Raw genomic sequence first — 20,178 nt, 5'->3', positions numbered from 1 at the left:
AAATAATCTTCAAACGTCTTGCCAATTTCGCGTCCGTTGTCTTCATAAAATACCGTCTCAGACTCGGAATAAGGCAGCTGAGTCGTTGATCTGATCATTGAGATAATTAATAATTAAAAAAGGTAAACTATGCTTTTATTCTCTGAAGGGGTTCTTTCGTTCTTTTGTTAAAATTTTACACCTTTTTAAGTACAAATGGACAGACTAATGAGTGTGTTGAGTGAGAAAGAAATGATTGAAACAATTGCTTAATTGAAAAAGTATAAAAAATAAGAAAGTGGGACAAAAGAAATAAATAATTGCATGCTATGTCATGTCATAGCACGGATAAATGCATTGATAAACAGGAGGTGAAAGAAGATGGCCGAATCAGTGGTTGAAACGATATCGAACCCTAGAGCAACAAGCATGTTGCTAATACCAAAAGATCTGCCTGTAGAAAAGGGGACGCCGCAGTATTATTCGCTTCGCCAGGCCATCTTCAGAGCTGGGAATGAATGCATTAAACCACAATCAAGGATTGTTGACCTTCGTTGTGGGGAAGGCGACTTCATAGAACCTTTCATAGAAAATCATCAGGATCTTTGCCGATTTTTGCTCTTGGACTCTTCATGGGAGAATGTCTGCATTTGCGCTTCTCGATTTCATTTCCAGACCCATCTGGGCTTCGTTATCCCTTCAAGATTAGATCTGGCACGGGGGTTTCCAGAGGTTTCTGCTAGGCTAATAATTTGCATCAATGGATTATCAGAATTAGGAATTGAGCGAAAAGAAGAGTTGCTGCAGATGGCGCATAGGCATCTAGAAAATGGCGGGGGGTTCATATTGGTGGAGAACCTCGAGGACGAGGAAGATCAAGCCCTCTGGCAAAAGATGCTGATAAAAGCTGGATTCAATAGAGTTGAGAAGATATGGTCATTAGGAAGGACTTGCGCTTGGATAGCTAAAAAATGAGTGGTTAAAGATCAGCCAAGAAGATTGAAGTCCTCGTAAATTATGTTGCGCGGTGTCACGCCCAATCGCACCAATTGGTCGAACATCGAGCGCATGAGAGCGGGTGGTCCACAAACGAAAATCGCCCTGCGCCTCAATTCCTCTACACCTCCTACCAAGGAGGCCAGCTTCACAGCATCTATCCTGCCCATGGTTCTGGAGTTCCAATGATGATAGTGGAAGCTTTGCCTTCCTTTCATTTCCTTTAATATCTCTTCCTCATAAGCCATATCAGAAGGATCGCTGTAGACCCATACGAGGTCGACTCTCCTTTTCGGAGGCTGACGGCGTTCATGCTTAGCCATGCTGAGGAAAGGAGTGATTCCGATCCCTCCCGCCAACCAGATCATGTCTCGCCTCTGAGCCAGATACCGCTCTCCGAATTTACCATAAGGCCCCATAATCTCCACCCTATGACCTGGAGCTGATTCGGTCAATGGACCAGAGGTGAAATCTCCTGCGGCTTTTACAGATATGCGTAGCTCGCTCTCAGACGGATCGCTAGATAATGAAAATGGAAATGATTCTTTACTGTTGGGAAATGCTAGAAAGCGAATGAAGATGAACTGCCCAGGATGGAATCTTAAGGCCTTGTCGGGAGCTATGGTAAGCTCGGTTATGTTGCCCATTTTGCGCACCTTAGTAACTGTCCCCTGAGTTCTAGGACCAAAATACCGATACAACAGGACAATGTAAAGGAAAGAGAGAAGACCAATAAATGAAAAAGTCAGCACCAAATAGCCCAGAGCAGGATGCCGTGATATATCGGAGCCTGAAAGAAGCGCGTGTACCGCGGCTAAAAAAAGCGGGAGAACAATGAATCGATGCGTCTTCTTCCAAAGATGATATGGTAGTGTGGGCCTTACGCTCAAGAACACAACGACCAGCAACCCAGATGTGGCTAGGAGGCCGAGAGTATAAGGGACATTGACTCCCGGTAGGAAATACATCATAAGAAGATGAGGTTGATTGGCCCTGTGCACAGCCAAGAAAATGGGGTGGAGGAGTGCGAATAACAAGGCAAGCTTGCCCACTAATTTGTGCACCTTGTATAGCTTATCAAGTCCTCCGAACGCGCGTTCTAGGACCTTAAGTCTTGTAGCCAACAAAAAATTCATTGAGAGGAGAATGATGGCAAGGAAAGCGGAAGTCTTGGCCGCAATCAAAAGAGGAGGGCGAGTGGTAGCCTCGGTTATCAAAGCCCAGAGGATAATCGCAGATGTACAAATGACAATCAGGATGAAAGATCCAATGGAAAGGAGTTGCTGGCGGGTATATTTTGTGAAAAATTCCCATGGAAACACGCTAAGAAAAGACCCAACTCCATCTTGCTTCTCGCGTTTATTCAAATATACGTCAACCCTCCATGAAACAGTCTTCGCTTCAAATTTATTTTAATTCTAAGCTACTCAGCCAATTCGTTTGGATTCTTCCCGTCCGTCTCTCTTCTCGACCTTTATTCCCATATTTAAATTCTGGTCAATTTTTTAATTGACTAGAGAGTTGTCGAAGAACCTTGTCGATTGATTCTTCCATTACCATTTTGCAGATGGTAATTGATACCCTCTTTATATAGAGAGTAAAAAATCCAATTTTTTTATTCAGTGGTTTGAAAAATCTCCACTTTCTGCGAAATTCTTCAAGCAATTGTTCCATGCCAGCTCTTTCATTAAAATGTGAATACAGGGGTTTATCCTTGTAAAAATAATAAAATAATATATATTTTAAAAATATTGTCATCTTTTTACTTTTTAACAAGAAAGGATATGGGTGGAAAAACACCTTATGCCAACATTGGAATTATGGCTGAAAATGTGGTCAAGAAGAAAGAGTTGGATCAAATTTCTAACTTCTCCGACCTGAAATCTGTTCTGACAAAGGGAATTAGGAAAAGCACCGCATGACCTATGTTCATTCTTAAGGAGAGAACAAAATTTCATGCGTGAAGTGATGCAAAGAAATGGGCTTTAAACGTGAGATTATCCACATGGAAATCATGGCCATAGGTAAATCTTTACCTCTGAGGAGATTCCCGATTGTAAGAAGAAGGGTGGCGAAAGAAATCTTGAGATGGCCGATTATTATTGTCTTGAAGCTTGAGATACCATTATCCCTGACCCTAAACAGGAACGACACTAACTCTTCCATCTACTATCTTGCATTCTAACATCTTTAAGCCCAGCTGTTAAAACATTATTTACTAACCGGCTTGGGAGAGTGGTCAGGAACTAAGACGCTAGCAAAAACATCATTTTATTAAATGATTAAACCTACAAGTTTTAGGGATGTTGAAATGAGCACTAAAATTCCAGGGCCGATTCTTGGGCAAAGGGGACTGGAGATACTCAAGGAGTTGAAGAACGTAGAGCAGAGCCACCCACATTTAATTAAGGTAGTTGAAACAGAACGTGGCTTCAACGTATTATTCAAGGACAAAGACATGGAAGTGGAGCTAGTTCAGGCCTATGAGAGCGAGGGGGGGCGCCCATCACTCACCTTGGAAAGTCGTCTTCAATATATCACTAAAAAAATTTACTTGGATAATGGAGAAAGAAATCGCGTATCTTTCCTCTTGCAGCAGGCAAAATTTAAATCTATATCAGGCCAGCATGGCAGCTTCAAATTGGAGATTCCCGAGCCCGAAAAGGATGACAAGTTGGACAGGTTATTTCTAGATAGATTGGAAGAAACGGTTCTGGAAATGGCAAAGATCGCCAAGGCTGCTCGAGGGCGAAGCTGGAAATGAGCTTATGAATGACGCTGTATGAAATCTAGGACTCCATAGTTGAATTCTCGTGGTCTCTCACAATTGACCATATGTGCTGCCTCGAGTCTGAGTATTTCGGCCCCCCTAATCTTTTTTGCCATTTCCTCTTGATAACAAATAGGTGTTAATATGTCATCCTGCCCCGACACTATCAAGGTAGGCATGCAAATTTCTTGCATTTGATCGCTCAAATCGTTTTCAAGATAAGCATCTATAAGCTGACATCTAGACTCAGGGGATGTACCGCTGAAGCGATTGGCCCTCAAAGTCGCTAGGGCTTCTATCATTCTCTTGTCGCTCACAAATCTCCTGCTTTGGAGCCAAGGGAGTTCGAAACAGGCAATCTCCTTAGGACTGGCTCCTGAACGTGATAGCAGCTGGATTGAGCGGAGAAAAGTCATCTGCGAAGGCGTGGCACAGGGAGAGGTGGAACAGAGTACAAGAGTTTGAACGCTATTAGGCTTATTTAAGGCGACCTTAGCGGCGACCCTTCCGCCCATGCCCATCCCTATTAAATGAGCTTTCTCTAAACCGATGACGCCCATCAATCCTATAGCGTCTTGGGCCAGGGCCTCGATGCTAGTCTTCCCTTCAGGGCTATCAGTATTGCCTGTTCCTCGGCCATCGAAGGTTATGGTCATCATGGTGGAGGAGAAGGCAGGTAATTGGTTCGCCCAAAATGATCTGTTAGTGCCCAAATCCGAGATCAGCAGTAACGCTTCCCCTCTTCCCTGGATCTCGAAGCTCATTATCATGTCTCTAACTTTTGCTATGCTCACATCCTTTCTCCTTGACCAATGACAGCAGTACGTATTAATGATGAGGAAACTAATAGATACTTTTCATAGGCATTCAATTAGGCATTCAATTTACGTTTAATTTGTCAGACTGAATGATGACATAATTTAAACAGAACGTCTGATAAATGTCATATTTTGAGGATGGAATATACCTCCTATCTCCTTTATTAAAAAGCGCTTTTGCGACATCAAAGGTATAAAAAAGCCAATTTAATTCAACAATAGAGGAATCCATTGCCGAGGCTGAGATTAACAGGAACGCCGAACAGCTGGAGGTTTAGCATTAAAATCATCGGATGTGGCGGCGGAGGTTCTAATAACATTAATTGATGTGTGGATGCCGGGATAAATGGAGCACAGCTATGCGCTATTAACACTGATGCGAAACATCTCCTTACAGTTAGAGCGCCAGCCAAAATATTAATTGGTAGGGTTATGACCAGAGGATTAGACGCTGGTGCAATCCCTGCAGTGGGCGAAAAGGCCACGAGGGAGAATGAGATGGAGAAAAGGAATTTTCTTTCTGGCGCTAACATAGTCTTCGTTACGGTGGGCATGGGCGGTGGCAGGGGAACGAGAGCAGCCCATTACATTGCACACATCTGCAAGGAACAGATCCGTGCGCTCACCATCGGAGTGGTAACATTGCCTTTCAAGGCTGAGGGTATGGCGTGTATGAAAAATACCCTGGATGGATATGAAAAACTGAGGAAAATCGCTCACCCTCCCAACATGGTGCCCAACGATAGATTTATCCAACTCGTATCAAAATTGCCAGTGGATGCCGCTTTCAAAGTGGCAGATGAGGTTTTGATGCAGACCATCAAAGGGCTTACTGAGACCATTACAAAAACGGCCTTGGTGAATCTGGATTAGGCAGATGCACTTACAATAATGAACGAGGGCGGAGTAGACTTTGTAGGTATTGGTGAAGCTGATAAAAAATTCTGATGAGGTGGTAAGAAAAGCGGTTGAGGAAGCTCTATCCTTCCCCCTATTGGGAGAGATAAACGTAAAGTAGTCTAAAGGGGCAGTGGTTAGGGTGGTAGGAGGTCCAGACATGACCGTTGATGAAGTGCAGCGCGTTGCAGATCGCGTTAGAAAAGCTGCCCCCCTCCAAGGGCTAGAATAATAGGGGGACGCAGTATCGAACCCTCTAATGCTGGTCAGATACATGTTCTCCTTGTATGGACCGAAGCGCGTTCACGTTATATGCTGAGCCCTACGATCGCCGAAGCAATTGTGGATCTGCATATGGAGGAGGAATCGATGGGTTTGCAAAACCTCCAATAATTAATGCATTTTGCCCTGAATATATCCACGACTTCTCTCGAAATCAATTATCGTTATAGGATAAAATATCTAATGGTTAGGCTTGCAAGAAAATCAATGGTATTCCTGCTATTGCGTAACGCTACTGATTAAAATAATTGAATGGTCGAGGGTATATTATACCAGGCAAGCTAACCATCTCAGAGGCCTAGATTGCTCGGTCTTGCTAACGTTTTACTTATGACGATTTCCAAAATAGCTTCATTCGGTCAAGATGTTTAAAAGATTCGCCATAATCAACACACCAAGAGTCACCGTCATTTCTTTTAAAGTCCTTTTTCAGAACAGACGCCCTTGCCCTGAGTTTATTGATTTCGCATTCGACCCGATCATTCTAAAAAGGGTTAAGCCTAAGTAACTAACTCTCCAATTTTACTACAGGAGAGGATGATGGCGAGAGAGCTAAATTTCCAAGATTGCCGAAATTTCTGTGATGAGATGGTATTTAACTGTAAAAGCACGGAGGAGCTCTCCCCCCTGACCGAGATCATCGGCCAGGACAGGGCGGCGAGGGCATTACGATTCGGCCTTCGTATACAAGACCCTGGATTCAACATATATGTCTCGGGCATGCCAGGTACTGGGAGAAAGACAGCAGTGGTGAACTTCATCAAGGAACTAGCCAAGACTATGCCAGCGCCAAATGATTGGTGCTATGTGAATAACTTCCATGACCCTACAAGGCCCAACGCTATACCTCTTCCCCCAGGTATGGGGATAGAGCTCAAGAGAGAGATGGAGAAGTTCGTATCCAACTTGGCGCAGATGCTTAGAGAGGCTTTTGAGAGCAATGAATACGCACAACGAAGAAATGGTGTTTTAAAAGCCATTCAACAGGAGAGATCTCAATTCGTCGATTCTATGAACAGAATGGCTTCCGAGGCTGGCTTTCAAATAGTCCAGTCACCCATAGGCTTGGTCCTCGCCCCCATGGTCGGGGGACAGCCTTTGAGCGAGGAGCAAATCTCTCAACTGCCACTGAAAGTGCAGAAAGACATCGAGCGAAAGAGGGAGGAGCTGCAAATTGAGGTGCAGAAAAGGCTGATCCAGCTTAGGGATATCGACCGTAAAGCAGAGGAGATGGTGGTGAAGCTCAACCGGGAGATAGCGGCATTCGTACTTCAGCCACATCTATTCGGGCTTAGGGAAAGGTTCAAGGACTGCGAGGAGGTGCTAGAATTTTTAAAACATGTGGAAGAGGACATTCTCAACAATGTGCCCGCCATTCTCCAGGGAGAAAGTCCTCAGCAACCGAGCCTCATGGGAGCGCCGTCTCAAGGGGATGGGCCCAGGCGCAATTACGCCATTAATCTCATCGTGGATAATTCAAAACTGGAAGGAGCGCCAGTGGAGATAGAAAGCAATGCCTCTTATTACCGGCTGTTCGGAGCTCTGGAGAAAGAAGTGAGATTCGGGGCCCTTTTCACTGACTATACGATGATAAGAGCCGGGGCGGCGCATAAGGCTAACGGCGGCTTTTTAGTGCTTCCGGTGGAAGGGCTTTTCGCCGATCCTTTAGCCTGGCCTGCTCTCAAGCAGACATTAGCCAACGGTAAATTAGAGATCGAGGAGCCTGCGGCTCGGATGGGATTCATGGTAACTAAATCGCTTCGGCCAGAGCCAATACCATTCAAAGCTAAAGTCATCCTCCTGGGGGATCCTTTCACCTATGACCTTCTTTATTCTCTGGACAAAGATTTCCGCGAGCTTTTCAAAGTGAAAGCAGAGTTTGACACAACTATGGATCGTACGCAGGAAAATGTGCAGAAGTATGCCTCTTTCGTGTGCATGCTAACTAAGAAGGAGAATCTATTGCATGTGGACCCTTCTGGCTTGGCCGCGATAATCGAGTATTCATCAAGAATGGTGGAGGATCAGAATAAATTGGCTACGCTATTCGCTGAAGTGGCTAATGTCATCAGAGAGGCAAATTTCTACGCCAAGGAGGCTGGGGAGGAGAAGATAACAAGAAAGCACATCAATAAAGCTCTAGAGGAGAAGGTTTATCGGTCTAACTTGATACAGTCTAAAATACAGGAGGCCATAGCTAAAGGATTGATACTCATACAGACGGAAGGATACAAGGTTGGTCAGGTAAACGGCCTTTCCGTGGTTGGAGTAGGCGATTTCGCCTTTGGCATGCCCTCCCGCATTACCGCTTCAGTGGGAGTGGGTAAAGATGGCATAATCAACATCGAGCGAGAAGTTCAGATGAGCGGTCCCTCTCATTCCAAAGGCGTACTTATTCTAGGAGGTTATCTGAATGACACCTATGCCCGAGAGAAGCCTTTGAGCCTGACTGCCAAGCTGACCTTCGAACAATCCTATTCAGGCGTGGATGGGGATTCTGCCTCTTCCACAGAGCTATATGCTCTTCTCTCCGCACTTTCTGGCAAGCCGATTAATCAGAGCATCGCAGTCACTGGATCCGTTAATCAGAAGGGTGAGATACAGGCTATAGGTGGGGTGAACTTCAAGATAGAGGGCTTCTTCGAGGTATGCAAGAGATTGGGGCTCAATGGCAGACAGGGGGTGATGATACCTGAGAGCAACGTCCAGAACCTGATGCTAAAAGAAGAGGTTTTGGAGGCTATAAGAGAGGGTATGTTCCATGTCTGGGCGGTGAGAACGGTGGACGAGGGTATTGAGCTTCTAACTGGGGTCCGAGCGGGTTCGAGAAGAGAAGATGGCACCTTTGAGCCGAACACGATTAACTACCTTGTCCAGAAGCGCCTGGAGGAGATGGCAGAGAAAGTAAAGGAATATAGAGCGTGAGAATTATTATGAAATGATAAGCCTTAGGCTGTTCGCCGTTCAGGACCTTTTGCATGCCGTATAATCCAACTTTCTAGTCGATATGGAAACCGATTAGATGCCATAAGCAGCGTTGTTCAAGAATGGCGTATTTATCCCTTTTATCATTCATATGGAAATAGGAGTTGAGTAATTGACCACTTAGAACCCTTTGAAGTTTGTTAATGAGCTAACAGTAAAAGATTCGTCTCCCCTGAGGGGTTTTGTTTCATCCTTTAATAGATGTCAAGGACTTTTTTACACCATGACCGAGACAACCCCTTACGAAGTGTTAGAAAGCGCTCAAGGATTCGAATTGAGGAGATATCCCACGATGGTATTGGCCATGGTGGAAGGAATGAGCGATGAGTCAGCTTTTCGTCTCCTCTTTCGATACATCAGTGGTGAGAACCGAGCCCGCCAAGACATTTCCATGACCGTTCCAGTCATTTCCAAAGGAAACACCTATCAACGAATAAGCATGACCCGACCCGCCATCTCCGGCACAGGGTTCTTCGCCTTTGTGCTTCCCTCCTACTACTCTATCTCCACTGCCCCGCAGCCTCTGGATGAGAGAGTGAAGCTCGTGGAGATAAAATCTAGGATCCTGGCTGTCCTAAGGTTCTCAGGCAAGGTGTATGAAGAGACGGTGAAGGCCAAGGAGAGAGAGCTGCTCCAAGCTATAGAAGAAAGGGGGTTAAGAGTAAAGGGCGATGTTTTCCTGATGCGCTACAATGGACCAGGCACTCCAGGCTTCTTAAGGCGCAACGAAGTGGCGGTGGAGGTGTGATGAAAGGAAACTAGTTAAGCATGCCGGCCTTTCATGCTAAATATTAATTAGAAGGAAATTGAATGACTTGGACAAAAACATTGGCGAAAAGAGAAAGGCAAAAGGACCTTCTCAAGCCAGCAGACTATATTGGAGAGACCATTTCGATCGTGCTAATCCTTTTGGTCGCCCTTTTCTTCGTAAGAAATCAGACGCTCATGACTGGGTTCTTTACATCTGAATTCAAGACCCTGGAAATGGTATTGTTCTATGGAAGTTTGCTCTACGGTATGGTCCCAGCGGTGATGCGCATGCTCACGAAGCGACGTAATAAAGTTCGACCGTTTGAGGTATTGGGCAGCATCATCTTTATCATTTCCGCCCTATATTTTCTGTCAGTATTCCCCTTCAACATGGCACACCTGACAGACCTTTTTCCACCCGGCTTAAGATTCATCCTGGACTGGATGACGAGTGAGATAGCAAAGCTGCTTTTAGCAATCGCCGTTATAATAAGCGCTCTAAGTGCGGCATGGACGCTATTTCTCTACGTCATAGTCAGGGAAAGTATGAGAGAGATTCCGACATGAACGAACCATTGGTAATGTTCACATCATTAAAATAACGCTGCTAGAAGATATCATCTCATGCGCCTCATTACCATGTACAAGAAGATAGGTGAGGGTAATCTAGAGTTGTATGGATGCCCCATTGGATGCAGGTTCTGCGCGCATAGATTAAGGGAGAAAAGAGACGTTCCCTTAGACCAGGTGATGAAGTATTTCTCTGAGTATGAAGTAAAGAAAATCTTCATTGGGGGAGCTGAACCTGCTATGCAAAAGCATGAACTTTTAGAGCTTATAAAAGTGCTTAGCAAACGTGGAAAGGAGATCACGTTAAAAACCGTTGGGACCGATCCTGAGTTCCTTGAAGACACTTTAGGCATGATCAGCCGCTATATCGTAGAGATCAGGGCACCTTTGGATGATGTCGAAGCCATCAAAAGGATGACCTCGTTGGATGATGAAAGAGCGAAATCACATCTTATTGCATTGAGGAAGAGCCTGGAAGTGCTTAAGGGGCAAAGGGTAAGGTCCATGACGAGGGTGATACCAACCATAATCGACTCTCATTCTATGGAGCGCATGGGGCAGCAGTTAGAGGGGTATGTGGAGGAGGCTCAATTGATACAGTTCATGAGCGGGGGAAATGATCTGCCCTTCGAAGGCATTGAGAGGCCCAGCCCAAGCCTGGAAGAGATGGAGGCTTTAGGCGCGATCATGCTACGACATGTACCTCTTGTCATCCTTCAAGGGGATGGGATCGAAGCCACTTTGAAAAGGTGAAAAGTGGCCCTATCTGGCAAATACAAATATGGGTTGAGGCCATCACATTTCCGTATGGAAAGCCGGACTTTTGAGTTCCAATTGAAAGGCACTCCCGAGGAGATGCTTAAGTCAGTAGCGGAATTCGCCAAGAAGTACAAGATGCATTTCAAAGGTGATTTGAAGAGTGGGGGATTTTCTGGCGGACCGCGCATTCTCGGACTTGAATTCAAATTCAGAGGGACTTATAAGGTGCAGGGGAAGAAAGTGCTAATAACCGTGGTGGAGAAGCCTCCTCTGGTAAGCTGGGAACAAACCCGAAGTGTTCTTTCCGATTTCCTAGAGAAAGGTGTCACACCACCCTAGAGCCAGCATTGTAGGAAGCGCTTTGGTCCCACACCTCCACAGGTTCCAGATACCACACACTGGTCATCTTCAAACCCATAGGTTTCAGCTTCTCGTTCATCAACTCCAGCTCGGGACCTTCATTTGATTGCTTTAGTATTCGGCATCTAATTTCGTAGCTTTCTATCCCCTGAACAACCAACACCGACGCCAACTCACCCCTCTCCATCATCACGCGCAAGTTCTCGCTGCTCCGCCTCATGACCAGAGTTCCGAAAACTATTGTTTCTGGATTGGGAGCGTTCACGCTGCCTACGATTATGGCATGGACATCCCCTTCGGGCGTTTTTGTAGCCAGGACTTTTACGGCTTTCTCACTGTTAAGCAGCTTGATGACTTCCTTAGGCAATTGAGCCATTGACAGCCTCCACACCAGGAAGTTAGTTTCTCAAGGATATAATACCTGGAGATAGAACCTTTCGGCGATAAGTTGTGCCTCAATCCTTATCAAGACCTCTTCCCGATATCTAGGCGATGAAAGATGAGGGAGCTGACGTAGGCAAGGAGGCGCCAGACTTCGAACTACCAGGAACTGACGATCATATATTCCATTTGCGCCGAGAGCTCTCTCGCGGACCTGTCATGCTGATGTTCTACCCCAATGACTTTGGTGTAGTCTGTTCCCTGCAGATGAGGGAGTTCAAAGAAATGAAAGAGTTAGAGACAGCAGGTTTAAGAATAATCGGGATCAGTCGTAATTCCATCCTCACGCATAAGCTTTGGAAGGAGAGCATGAATATACCATTCCTTCTTCTATCCGACGCAGAGGGCGAAGTGAGCCAGAGATATGCCGGGCTGCAGACTAGCGGTCTCCTTAAAGGTATGCCTCGAAGGGCCATTTTCATCATTGGAAAGGATGGTATCATTAAATACCGGTGGGTCTCGACAGCTGAAGGTGTGCCACCTCCTTTCGATGAGATAAGGAGGATGGCAGCGGAAATGGAATTTTAAAAGTCAATTCTTGGATAGCTTGCATAGCTCCATGCTTACTTCCCATAACCGTTTGGCCATCTCTTGGTTGTAAGACATCTCCGAGGATTCTTGCTCCACTTTATCCTCAAAATACTTACCAGTAACTCCTTCCAGCTCAGGTGCGGTGGCAAGATATATTGTTGTCTCGGCCGCCTTTTCTGCGCTTTTGCCCAATAAATCAGTCATCCGCTTAGAAAGGCTAGTCAGAAGCCCTGACCTATATCCCAGCTGAGTCTTGGCCAGGCCAGGATTTACGGCGTTGCAAGTCACCCCTTTGCAAGAGATCCTCCTAGCCATCTCATAGGTGAATAGCATCACTGCTAGCTTGGAGGCCGCATAGGCCTTCTGGGCGGAATATTTCTTCTTCATCTGGAGATCGTTGAAATCCAATCGCCCTCTCTCATGCTGAGTCGCGGAGACGTTTACAATCCTCGCAGGCGCACTCTCGCAAAGCATGTCGATCAAAAGATTGGTGAGCAGGAAATGGCTCAAATAATTGACCTGGAACGTCATCTCCAGACCGTCCACGCTTTCCTGTCTCTTTCCGAACATGGCTCCGGCGTTGTTCACTAGGACGTCTAGGCGATGGAAGTTGCGCCGGAACCGATCGGCCATGGATCTCACTTCGCTCAAATTCCCCAAATCGGCAAGGAGGAAATAGACTGCTGGGTTCTTCGTCTTCTCTTTGATCTCCATGACCACTTCCTGTGCCAGCCGGGCATCGCGCCCATGAATCACCACCGTCGCTCCCATAGCAGAGATCGCCGTAGCGGTAACCAGACCTATTCCTGAAGTGGAACCTGTTATCAGGACCACTTTGCCGAACATAGTTGACGCTATACGCCAGGCCCCCAGCCTTTATAGGACGTATATATGAATATTAATGATTTATCTAGGGGTGGCTAAGCTCTAGGGGACAATACTGAAAGGTGTGATGATATCCGTTCTCGCCTAGGGATATAAATTCAAGCCCATCCAGAATTGACCATTATATAAACAATAGCCACGATCAAGGGGACGGCCAACGCTGAAACCACAAGGCCTGCTGCAGCCATGGCCTTTCGGGAAACTTGTCCGGTGGAGTAAATTAGAGTCATGGAAGGGGTGCCTATGGGAGTGATGATAGCTAAAGACACGCAGAAACCTACTGTGAGAGCCAGGTATTTTGGGTCTATGCCCAATGCGCTTGACACCCCTATCATGATCGGGGCGAGCATAGCTGCTGAGGCTGTATTGGAGACGAAATTGGTTATGAGCACGCTAATGACTCCAACAAAAATCATCATTGCAATAACGCTCATGCCCCTGAATCCCATGACGATTAAGTCCGCTATGAGAGCGGCTGTTCCAGTATATTCCAAAGCCTTTCCCAGGGATAACCCAGCACCCACAATAAGAAAGATCTCCCAGGATATGCCTTTGGCTTGCTCCCATTTCAAGGCCTTGACGACGAACAGGAGGAAAGAGGATAGTAGAGCGACCATGGCCGGAACGAAGAAATTGGAGGGGAGCCCGAACACGCCTCCCAATCTGTCGCCTAGAAGCCAAAGGAGAACGGTGGGGAAGAAGATCAGTAGGGTAGACTTCTCTCCATGCGACCAGCTTCCCAGGGCTACCAGCTCCTTGTGAACTTGCGCGATATCGATGACTTGAGAACTAATTCTCATCAGCCTTGGCAGGAGGAAAAAAGCGATAGCGAATAGTGAAATGCTTACCGGGACACCCATAGTCATCCAGTTCAAGAAGCTAAATGGCTCCTCCTGTGAAATCAAGGCCGCTACTATGGCGTTTGGCGGTGACCCGGTTATGGTGGCCATTCCCCCGAACATTCCCGCCATACCCATGCCTAAAAGGAATGCGGCTAACACCTTTGGCTGTTGGCCCACCACCTTCGAGGCCACTCCTGCCGCCACTGGTAACAGTAGAGCTATGGTGGCGGTATTGGAAATCCACATAGATAGCAGGGTGGTCACTAGCATCAGAGCCAACAAGACCTTACGCACGTCTCCCCCCATTTTCGCAACAAGATAGAGGGCTGCCCTTCGATCCAGGCCATTGACGCGAAAGGACTCAGCGATGATCAATCCTCCCATGAGAAGATATATTATCGGGTCAGCAAAGGATTGAAGAGACTGAACTGGAGTGGCCACACCAAGAGCTACCAATAGTACAGGCACAATAAGTGCGGTCACCGCCAAGGGGACAGGTTCCAAGGTCCAAAGCAAAGCCACACAAAAGAAGATGGCCAGCATGGCCCTGATTTCATTGCTGATGTTCATTGGAAGTAGCAGGAAGAATATAAGGACCAGAAACGGTATTACTAAACGCAATATTTTTTGGATGAGTTTTGGTGCCCTATCGAACCATTTGAAATAGCAAAGCAGTCTTGGCGTGCCTTCCTTGCAGGACTCTAGCGGGTCCACGCTCTCTTCAGGATTTGTGCCAGATTGCCTCACGGTACCATATGGTTATTATCTCTGGCTCTATTTCAGGGTTATCAAGAAGGCATAATGATAAAAAAATATCATGACCTTCCATGGAGATAGATGTCAGATTGCATGCGTCTGATAAGTTGGAATGTGAATGGTCTGCGCGCTGTTCACCGCAAGGGTTTCATAGATTTTGTTAGGAAGGATAGGCCAGATGTTCTGTGCGTGCAGGAAGTCAAAGCAAGGGCAGAAGATCTTCCCAAGGAGCTCACTAACCTGGATGATTATCTTTTCTACCTTGTGGCGCCAAAAGCTAAGGAGGAAAAGGGGCGAAGTGGAGTAGCGCTTTACACCCAGGAGAGACCGCAGAAAGTCGAGCAGGGATTGGGATGGGAAAGATTCGATAGGGAGGGACGGACCTTAATTGCGTACTACCCCGATTTCATTCTTATGAACATCTATTTCCCCAATGGGAAGGCATCAGAGGAGAGGCTGGCCTTCAAGTTAGAGTTCTACTCCGCTTTCTTAGATAAGGTGAGATATCTCATGCAAGAGGGAAGAGAACTGGTGGTTTGTGGAGACCTCAACACCGCTCACAAGGAAATAGACCTAGCCAGGCCAAAAGAGAACTCAAAGGTTTCGGGTTTTCTGCCGCAGGAAAGAGAGTGGTTAGATAGATTCATGGAAGCTGGGCTGATTGATACTTTTCGTGAGTTCGATAAATCCCCAGGTAAATACAGCTGGTGGGACATGAAGACTCGTGCTCGAGAGCGGAACATAGGTTGGCGAATCGATTATTTCTTAATCAGTGCAGGGCTGCGCCCTCGCCTCAAGGATGCTTTTATCCTGGCCCAAGTGCAGGGTTCAGATCACTGCCCAGTGGGGATAGTTCTACAATGAGATGACCCAAATCATAATGGCTCAAAATTTCAGAAGTGAAAAAATCGCAAGTCTTGCAGGCTATCCAAATCACGATTGAGGAAAAAGTCATTCTCGAGATGAGAGGTTATTCGCCATAGCATCTGCTAAAGGAAACTTCCTTCACGGCGATGAGAAGACCTATACGCCCTTTCATTCAACCTCTCTTAGAACATCGAAATGAGACCTAAAATTAGAGGTCGTTCATGATCAGAAAAACTCGTCGAACTTCGTTGTTTGAGCCTCATCTGCCATATGCTCACGGCCTTTACGTGAGAACAGGTAGGGAGTAAATGATTAAAGGTCTCTTGAGCTCTCTCTTCTGCTTTGAAATCGCCTCGGGCATACGATCCAGAAATGAAAAATTTGAAGAAAAAATCAGAAAATGAATCTCTAAAGGGAAAATTTTAGATTCGCCCCTCAGTATCCTCTGTAAAAATCCTTGTGGAGATTTCTCCTAAGGATTGCTCGTATTATCAATTATCATTATCAGCAATCATACCTGGCCATCAGCATAATATATACTAGACGTTTGAATACAAATTTAACCTAGAAGCCGGAAAAACGGTGAAGATGATGATCGAGGTCCTTATCGTGGATGGTGATGAGAAGGTTGTGGAACTTGTTCAAAGCCATCTGCAAAGCGATGGGGATATATACGCCACGTCAGTCAATTCTGCTTTGGCGGCCCTAAAAGCTGTGAGATATTGGGATTACGATGTCATCATATCAGGTATGATTTTTTCAAGTGGAAATGGAGTGGAGCTGCTAAGGTCACTAAGGCGCCAGGGCAATCAAATACCTTTCATCTTCTTCGCTCATGACGATTTAGAAGCATTGCAATTTGAGATCGAGGCCCACCACGGCTGCATCCTAATTCCTAGAAATGGTAATTTTAAGGCTCGGCTGTTCGAGCTGAAGAGAACTGTTCGCGCGTTGATGAAGCCTGGAGCGAGCCTAAGAAACGATGCTTTCTGTGAAACTATGACCTCGGTGATTGATACCTATGCTCATGATGATGAATTAGATAGATTATGTCATGAAGACCTCATCCCTGATTGGATGAGAGGTATCTCGCATAATGAGTGTGACGATGCTGGGGACATCTATGATTATCCTGAGCAAACATTCACAGACATAAAGGCGCCTGATTATCCATCGATTCATGGCGAAATGAGCGAGCTGAGGGATGATGAGAATAAGGCTTGCACCTACGATTGGAAGAGACGATGGAGCCAAAAAAAGATGGTTGCCCGACGCGGCGGCGGATTGAAACTGTTGAGAGAGGATGCTAGCCTACGCGGTGACGAAGAGATATTCCGAATCCAGAGCGGGTCCAAGCATGACAGGTGGAACCCCTAGCTTAGAATCCCCAACCCCCCTCCTAGTTCCTCCTTTGCCCACCTGCTTGGCTGGGCTCGCTCCTATTTCTCTCTCTGACTATTGCGCGAAGGGATATTCTCTCAACACGCAAATGAAACGCGATTACTTTAATGAGGCTTTATTACACATAGGACTCAAAAGTATCTTTCTTAGTGTCTCATTTCCTAAGGATATCCTCCTCTAAACCTAGCGCTACCGATATATTTGTCATACATGTAATGACAATAATAGATGATATGGGACCTGAAGAGACATTGATAATTAGGGATATGAAAGCTGAGGATTATGATGCGCTGGTTCATCTTTGGCGATTGGCGGGATTTCCTTTTAATGCCGATGGAAGAGATAGCAGGAGGCATATCGAAGAAGAGCTGCGCACTCCCATGGCATCATTCCTCGTGGCTGAATCAAAAGGGAGAATAATCGACTCCTTGCTCGGAACAACGGATGGCCGCAAGGGTTGGATCAATCGTCTTGCTATTCATCCAGAATGGCAAGGTAAGGGAGTTGCACTGGCCCTTTTGCGAGAGTTTGAATGCAGGCTCGAAAGGAAGGGTTTACGGATTTTTTCTGCCCTGGTGAACTGTGATAACGAGAGGTCTCGAAAACTGCTCGAAAGAGCGGGGTATGTGGCTGATATGCACGTCATATATTATTCAAAAAGATTGGGAAAGGATGCCTGAGCACGTTTTAGGCCAAGAATATCGAATTAAGACCGGCTATCGGCCATTGGTCAATATAGGCAATTCTTTCATCTTACCCCATCTATCCTATAATGCTCGTCAGAATCTATCTTGCCCTCAGAGTATAATCGCGCTCTCTTCCCTTTCACATCTGGGCTTTGAGCTTCCAATTCGGGCCAATAAAAATCGTGGATATCTCTGCGATCAATCAGGCCGCTCTCGACGAAAGTGCGCTCATGTTCTTCCATTTTCTGGATTTTCTCTTTGTAAGCTAAAAGCGTCCGTAGATGCCTATCGTGCTCAGGAGTTCCTTCTGGATAGAATAAAGCCATCTCTGCCTCTGTATTCATTTTATCCACGATCTCCTCCAACTGCTTCTTTCTCTCCAGCGACAACTCCATGCCCATTTTGCATCACGTTATATTTTAGTACTCGACGAGAACATAATACCTTCTGCCCTCGACACTATCAACATTTCATCTAATGTTATTTTCATGTTGGTAGGGTGCTATGTAATTCTTGATGACAGGCAGGCACGATGATGATAAGTAAAACATTGAATGCTGACTGCATTTCTTTAAAAATGTTCTAGACGAAAATAGACAGGTGACAAACCTTAGAGATGTTGCACCATGATCCAGATAGGCTTGAGAACTAATTATTCAGCACCAGGGTAAGTTGTATGAGGGCTTGGAGCCCCATGCTGAGGTCTTTGATTTTATCTTTTAATGAGCGGGTGATTCTTTCTTAAAATTATTATCAACAGCCAAAATCTGAAATGATAATCATTTTCGGTTTTTCACGATGATAATTCGTGCACTCAAATCTAATTCGAGAATTAATTTCCTGGATTTATTGCACAGCTCTTTCATTAAGTATTATCATTTTAGATAATGTGAAGATATTAAAAAGAAAGGTGAATGCATAATTTGATAATATCTTTAGATAATACTCATTCAAACCGTTTTCGATGCTGATTGAACATCAAGGGGTATTAAGTGGATGAAACTTTGGAGGGACCAAAAAGGGGAGGTGGGTGCAGGCACAACAGTGCTTTTTATCACCATAATGCTCACCGCCACTGGCGCCGCCAGCTTGGTGATCGACCAAACTAACGAAGCTCAGGTCCAGGCCAACGCTGCAGCGCTTGATGCCCTCATGGAGATTTCCACGGGGCTTTGGCCCATCCAGGCTCTGGGACATGTACAGGACGGGCTCGTAGATCGAATAGAACTCTATATGAAATTACAGCCTGGTAGCCCTGAAATAGCTATGGAGGAGGTAGTTATCTTATTTCTTAACGATGACGGACGTTTCGAATTGCTCTTCAGCCCAAGTTACACATCAAAAAACACATACATGTGTGAAATGGTCATGAGCAGGTCTAACGTTAGCACCCTATGGAACGAGCGCCATGTGCTTGGGCCATTGGATATTATAAAAATCACGATTACAAATGAAGATAAACACCTCGCCTTGACCTCCTACGAAGAAGTGTTTCTGTATTTCATGTTGTCCTCCGGGTCTTCGCTTGAGTTAAAACTAAAAATCCCTTTGATCTGCCAAGATGGATGGATAACCCTGCTTTGATTGACGGCTTTTCGACAACCTTAATGAGCATGAGATCAATCTCCCCCAGCAGGAGGGGTGCAGATGAATATATTGCTGGCGACCGATGGAAAGCCACATTCTGAAAAGGCTGTGCGTTATGCCTTGGATTACGCCTCCCTAAGGAAGGCGAACCTATTCATAGTCCATGTTGTAAGCCCAAGGGCTGAGGATGACAAAGAGCGGCTCATAAAGCACGGTATGAGTCTATTGGAAGAGCTCAAGAGTAGAGCAGCTAAGGAAGGTGTTTCTGTGACTACCATGTTGGAAGCAGGGAACCCCTACGAAGCCATACTTGAGGCTGCTGAACGAGTAAAGGCAGAGGCTATAATTGTTGGCACGTCAGGAAAAACTGCTATCGATAGAGTTCTCATCGGTTCCGTGTCCGAATATATCGTGCGCAACTCGAAGTGCACGGTAATCGTCGTGAAATAAGCCCAGGGTGATCATGCGCTACGCCATCGTCCTTTATCTGGATGAGAAGAGCGAGACAAGGCTGTGCCATTTACAAGAAAAAATGGTGCAAGAGGGTTTGTCTGCTGTTCTACCTGAGTCACAAAGATGGCGTCCTCACTTGACGCTTATTAAGCTAGGGGGAGTGGAGGACGAACCCCTCTTGTTAGACCTGTTGCGCCGCTATGCCTATGAAAGGGCCCCCCTCGGACTCAGAATGGAATCTTTGGGCGTCTTTCTGGACTTGAGAGAGATATTCCTAGCTCCCGCTCCCACTTCTGCACTTCTCAAGGACCACGAAGACCTCTATGATCGAGCGGACCGTCAGCAAATGTCCGCTGAGCGCCGCTACTCACCTGATTGCTGGACGCCACATGTAACCATTGTGGATGGTGTGGCACGAGAGCGTTTAGGCAGAGCTGTGCAAATTGCTTCGGAGAATTTAGAGCTACCCATGGTGGCACGAGTGATATCAATAGGAGTATTGAGAATCTCGCAAGATAGTTCCAGGATAGAAAAAGTTAGGGAGTTTGACTGGGGCAGATGAA

Annotated in this window: 23 protein-coding genes; 17 read left to right on the top strand and 6 right to left on the bottom strand. The window is 46.0% G+C overall.

Features of this window, described 5'->3' with window-relative positions:
• Positions 1-360 precede the first annotated feature (360 nt).
• Positions 361-954 carry a class I SAM-dependent methyltransferase gene (locus QW520_01210; protein MEM0448428.1) on the top strand — a complete coding sequence of 198 codons (594 nt, stop codon included), beginning with the start codon at positions 361-363 and terminating at the stop codon, positions 952-954.
• An 11-nt stretch (positions 955-965) separates the two neighbouring features.
• On the opposite strand, the gene QW520_01205 is transcribed toward QW520_01210, so the two are convergent.
• Positions 966-2,342: a ferric reductase-like transmembrane domain-containing protein gene (locus QW520_01205; protein MEM0448427.1), complete on the bottom strand. Its 1,377-nt coding sequence runs from the start codon at positions 2,340-2,342 to the stop codon at positions 966-968.
• 327 nt (positions 2,343-2,669) lie between these two features.
• Between QW520_01205 and QW520_01200 the strand changes: the two genes are divergently transcribed.
• The 3 genes from QW520_01200 (at position 2,670) to QW520_01190 (ending at position 3,739) form a co-directional block, all read left to right on the top strand.
• Complete coding sequence (locus QW520_01200; GenBank protein MEM0448426.1) at positions 2,670-2,897, top strand: hypothetical protein; 228 nt, start codon at positions 2,670-2,672, stop codon at positions 2,895-2,897.
• 83 nt (positions 2,898-2,980) lie between these two features.
• The gene (locus QW520_01195) at positions 2,981-3,160 is read left to right on the top strand and encodes a hypothetical protein (GenBank protein MEM0448425.1); all 180 of its coding nucleotides are present in this window, start codon (positions 2,981-2,983) and stop codon (positions 3,158-3,160) included.
• A 126-nt stretch (positions 3,161-3,286) separates the two neighbouring features.
• A complete protein-coding gene (locus tag QW520_01190) occupies positions 3,287-3,739 on the top strand; it encodes a hypothetical protein (GenBank protein ID MEM0448424.1) in 453 nt (150 codons plus the stop codon).
• A gap of 2 nt (positions 3,740-3,741) precedes the next feature.
• On the opposite strand, the gene QW520_01185 is transcribed toward QW520_01190, so the two are convergent.
• The gene (locus QW520_01185) at positions 3,742-4,539 is read right to left on the bottom strand and encodes an alpha/beta hydrolase (protein MEM0448423.1); all 798 of its coding nucleotides are present in this window, start codon (positions 4,537-4,539) and stop codon (positions 3,742-3,744) included.
• A 354-nt stretch (positions 4,540-4,893) separates the two neighbouring features.
• Here QW520_01185 and QW520_01180 point away from each other — a divergent pair, with 354 nt between their 5' ends.
• The 6 genes from QW520_01180 (at position 4,894) to QW520_01155 (ending at position 11,145) form a co-directional block, all read left to right on the top strand.
• A complete protein-coding gene (locus QW520_01180; protein ID MEM0448422.1) occupies positions 4,894-5,436 on the top strand; it encodes a hypothetical protein in 543 nt (180 codons plus the stop codon).
• Between the two features lie 843 nt (positions 5,437-6,279).
• On the top strand, positions 6,280-8,667 hold the full coding sequence (locus tag QW520_01175; protein ID MEM0448421.1) for an AAA family ATPase: 2,388 nt from the start codon (positions 6,280-6,282) through the stop codon (positions 8,665-8,667).
• Positions 8,668-8,950: 283 nt separating this feature from the next.
• Positions 8,951-9,475, top strand: a complete 525-nt coding sequence (locus tag QW520_01170; protein ID MEM0448420.1) for a heme-binding protein — start codon at positions 8,951-8,953, stop codon at positions 9,473-9,475.
• A 62-nt stretch (positions 9,476-9,537) separates the two neighbouring features.
• Positions 9,538-10,044 (top strand): hypothetical protein, encoded by a 507-nt coding sequence (locus QW520_01165; protein MEM0448419.1) that lies wholly within the window; start codon positions 9,538-9,540, stop codon positions 10,042-10,044.
• Positions 10,045-10,101: 57 nt separating this feature from the next.
• A complete protein-coding gene (locus tag QW520_01160; protein ID MEM0448418.1) occupies positions 10,102-10,800 on the top strand; it encodes a radical SAM protein in 699 nt (232 codons plus the stop codon).
• Positions 10,801-10,854: 54 nt separating this feature from the next.
• Positions 10,855-11,145, top strand: coding sequence for a hypothetical protein (locus QW520_01155; GenBank protein ID MEM0448417.1), 291 nt, complete (start codon positions 10,855-10,857; stop codon positions 11,143-11,145).
• Here QW520_01155 and QW520_01150 read toward each other — a convergent pair.
• Positions 11,132-11,542 carry a hypothetical protein gene (locus tag QW520_01150; protein MEM0448416.1) on the bottom strand — a complete coding sequence of 137 codons (411 nt, stop codon included), beginning with the start codon at positions 11,540-11,542 and terminating at the stop codon, positions 11,132-11,134. The two genes, QW520_01155 and QW520_01150, sit on opposite strands and share 14 nt — an antisense overlap.
• A gap of 116 nt (positions 11,543-11,658) precedes the next feature.
• Between QW520_01150 and QW520_01145 the strand changes: the two genes are divergently transcribed.
• Positions 11,659-12,135 (top strand): redoxin domain-containing protein, encoded by a 477-nt coding sequence (locus QW520_01145; GenBank protein ID MEM0448415.1) that lies wholly within the window; start codon positions 11,659-11,661, stop codon positions 12,133-12,135.
• A 3-nt stretch (positions 12,136-12,138) separates the two neighbouring features.
• Here the strand turns inward: QW520_01145 and QW520_01140 are convergent, their stop codons facing one another.
• Together QW520_01140 and QW520_01135 are read right to left on the bottom strand one after the other, a co-directional pair.
• Positions 12,139-12,984 carry an SDR family oxidoreductase gene (locus QW520_01140; GenBank protein ID MEM0448414.1) on the bottom strand — a complete coding sequence of 282 codons (846 nt, stop codon included), beginning with the start codon at positions 12,982-12,984 and terminating at the stop codon, positions 12,139-12,141.
• Between the two features lie 137 nt (positions 12,985-13,121).
• Complete coding sequence (locus QW520_01135; GenBank protein ID MEM0448413.1) at positions 13,122-14,612, bottom strand: DASS family sodium-coupled anion symporter; 1,491 nt, start codon at positions 14,610-14,612, stop codon at positions 13,122-13,124.
• A gap of 90 nt (positions 14,613-14,702) precedes the next feature.
• On the opposite strand from QW520_01135, the gene xth reads away from it, so the two are divergent.
• From xth to QW520_01120, 3 genes are all read left to right on the top strand, one after another.
• Complete coding sequence (gene xth, locus QW520_01130) at positions 14,703-15,485, top strand: exodeoxyribonuclease III (GenBank protein MEM0448412.1); 783 nt, start codon at positions 14,703-14,705, stop codon at positions 15,483-15,485.
• A gap of 591 nt (positions 15,486-16,076) precedes the next feature.
• Positions 16,077-16,865, top strand: coding sequence for a response regulator (locus tag QW520_01125; GenBank protein MEM0448411.1), 789 nt, complete (start codon positions 16,077-16,079; stop codon positions 16,863-16,865).
• Positions 16,866-17,038: 173 nt separating this feature from the next.
• A complete protein-coding gene (locus tag QW520_01120; protein ID MEM0448410.1) occupies positions 17,039-17,569 on the top strand; it encodes a GNAT family N-acetyltransferase in 531 nt (176 codons plus the stop codon).
• 68 nt (positions 17,570-17,637) lie between these two features.
• Here the strand turns inward: QW520_01120 and QW520_01115 are convergent, their stop codons facing one another.
• Positions 17,638-17,970, bottom strand: a complete 333-nt coding sequence (locus tag QW520_01115; protein MEM0448409.1) for a hypothetical protein — start codon at positions 17,968-17,970, stop codon at positions 17,638-17,640.
• Positions 17,971-18,571: 601 nt separating this feature from the next.
• Between QW520_01115 and QW520_01110 the strand changes: the two genes are divergently transcribed.
• The 3 genes from QW520_01110 (at position 18,572) to QW520_01100 (ending at position 20,177) form a co-directional block, all read left to right on the top strand.
• Entirely contained in the window at positions 18,572-19,159 is a 588-nt protein-coding gene (locus QW520_01110) for a hypothetical protein (GenBank protein MEM0448408.1), read from the top strand.
• A gap of 63 nt (positions 19,160-19,222) precedes the next feature.
• Positions 19,223-19,612 carry a universal stress protein gene (locus QW520_01105; protein ID MEM0448407.1) on the top strand — a complete coding sequence of 130 codons (390 nt, stop codon included), beginning with the start codon at positions 19,223-19,225 and terminating at the stop codon, positions 19,610-19,612.
• A gap of 13 nt (positions 19,613-19,625) precedes the next feature.
• Entirely contained in the window at positions 19,626-20,177 is a 552-nt protein-coding gene (locus QW520_01100; protein MEM0448406.1) for a 2'-5' RNA ligase family protein, read from the top strand.
• Position 20,178: the final 1 nt, after the last annotated feature.

The organism is Methanomassiliicoccales archaeon (assembly GCA_038740345.1).
Lineage (GTDB): Archaea > Thermoplasmatota > Thermoplasmata > Methanomassiliicoccales > UBA472 > JAJRAN01.
Note: the sequence above shows the minus strand (reverse complement) of the source record. Positions and strands in the feature narration are given on the sequence as shown.

Bases quoted from the DNA above. Each gene is read 5' to 3' on its own strand.
- QW520_01140 (MEM0448414.1), bottom strand. From the start codon at position 12,984: ATGTTCGGCAAAGTGGTCCTGATAACAGGTTCCACTTCAGGAATAGGT.
- QW520_01115 (MEM0448409.1), bottom strand. From the start codon at position 17,970: ATGGAGTTGTCGCTGGAGAGAAAGAAGCAGTTGGAGGAGATCGTGGAT.
- QW520_01210 (MEM0448428.1), top strand. From the start codon at position 361: ATGGCCGAATCAGTGGTTGAAACGATATCGAACCCTAGAGCAACAAGC.
- QW520_01145 (MEM0448415.1), top strand. From the start codon at position 11,659: ATGAAAGATGAGGGAGCTGACGTAGGCAAGGAGGCGCCAGACTTCGAA.
- QW520_01160 (MEM0448418.1), top strand. From the start codon at position 10,102: ATGCGCCTCATTACCATGTACAAGAAGATAGGTGAGGGTAATCTAGAG.
- QW520_01110 (MEM0448408.1), top strand. From the start codon at position 18,572: ATGAAACTTTGGAGGGACCAAAAAGGGGAGGTGGGTGCAGGCACAACA.
- QW520_01170 (MEM0448420.1), top strand. From the start codon at position 8,951: ATGACCGAGACAACCCCTTACGAAGTGTTAGAAAGCGCTCAAGGATTC.
- QW520_01155 (MEM0448417.1), top strand. From the start codon at position 10,855: ATGGAAAGCCGGACTTTTGAGTTCCAATTGAAAGGCACTCCCGAGGAG.
- QW520_01195 (MEM0448425.1), top strand. From the start codon at position 2,981: ATGGAAATCATGGCCATAGGTAAATCTTTACCTCTGAGGAGATTCCCG.
- QW520_01105 (MEM0448407.1), top strand. From the start codon at position 19,223: ATGAATATATTGCTGGCGACCGATGGAAAGCCACATTCTGAAAAGGCT.
- QW520_01165 (MEM0448419.1), top strand. From the start codon at position 9,538: ATGACTTGGACAAAAACATTGGCGAAAAGAGAAAGGCAAAAGGACCTT.
- QW520_01190 (MEM0448424.1), top strand. From the start codon at position 3,287: ATGAGCACTAAAATTCCAGGGCCGATTCTTGGGCAAAGGGGACTGGAG.
- QW520_01125 (MEM0448411.1), top strand. From the start codon at position 16,077: ATGATGATCGAGGTCCTTATCGTGGATGGTGATGAGAAGGTTGTGGAA.
- QW520_01100 (MEM0448406.1), top strand. From the start codon at position 19,626: ATGCGCTACGCCATCGTCCTTTATCTGGATGAGAAGAGCGAGACAAGG.
- xth (MEM0448412.1), top strand. From the start codon at position 14,703: ATGTCAGATTGCATGCGTCTGATAAGTTGGAATGTGAATGGTCTGCGC.
- QW520_01150 (MEM0448416.1), bottom strand. From the start codon at position 11,542: ATGGCTCAATTGCCTAAGGAAGTCATCAAGCTGCTTAACAGTGAGAAA.
- QW520_01175 (MEM0448421.1), top strand. From the start codon at position 6,280: ATGATGGCGAGAGAGCTAAATTTCCAAGATTGCCGAAATTTCTGTGAT.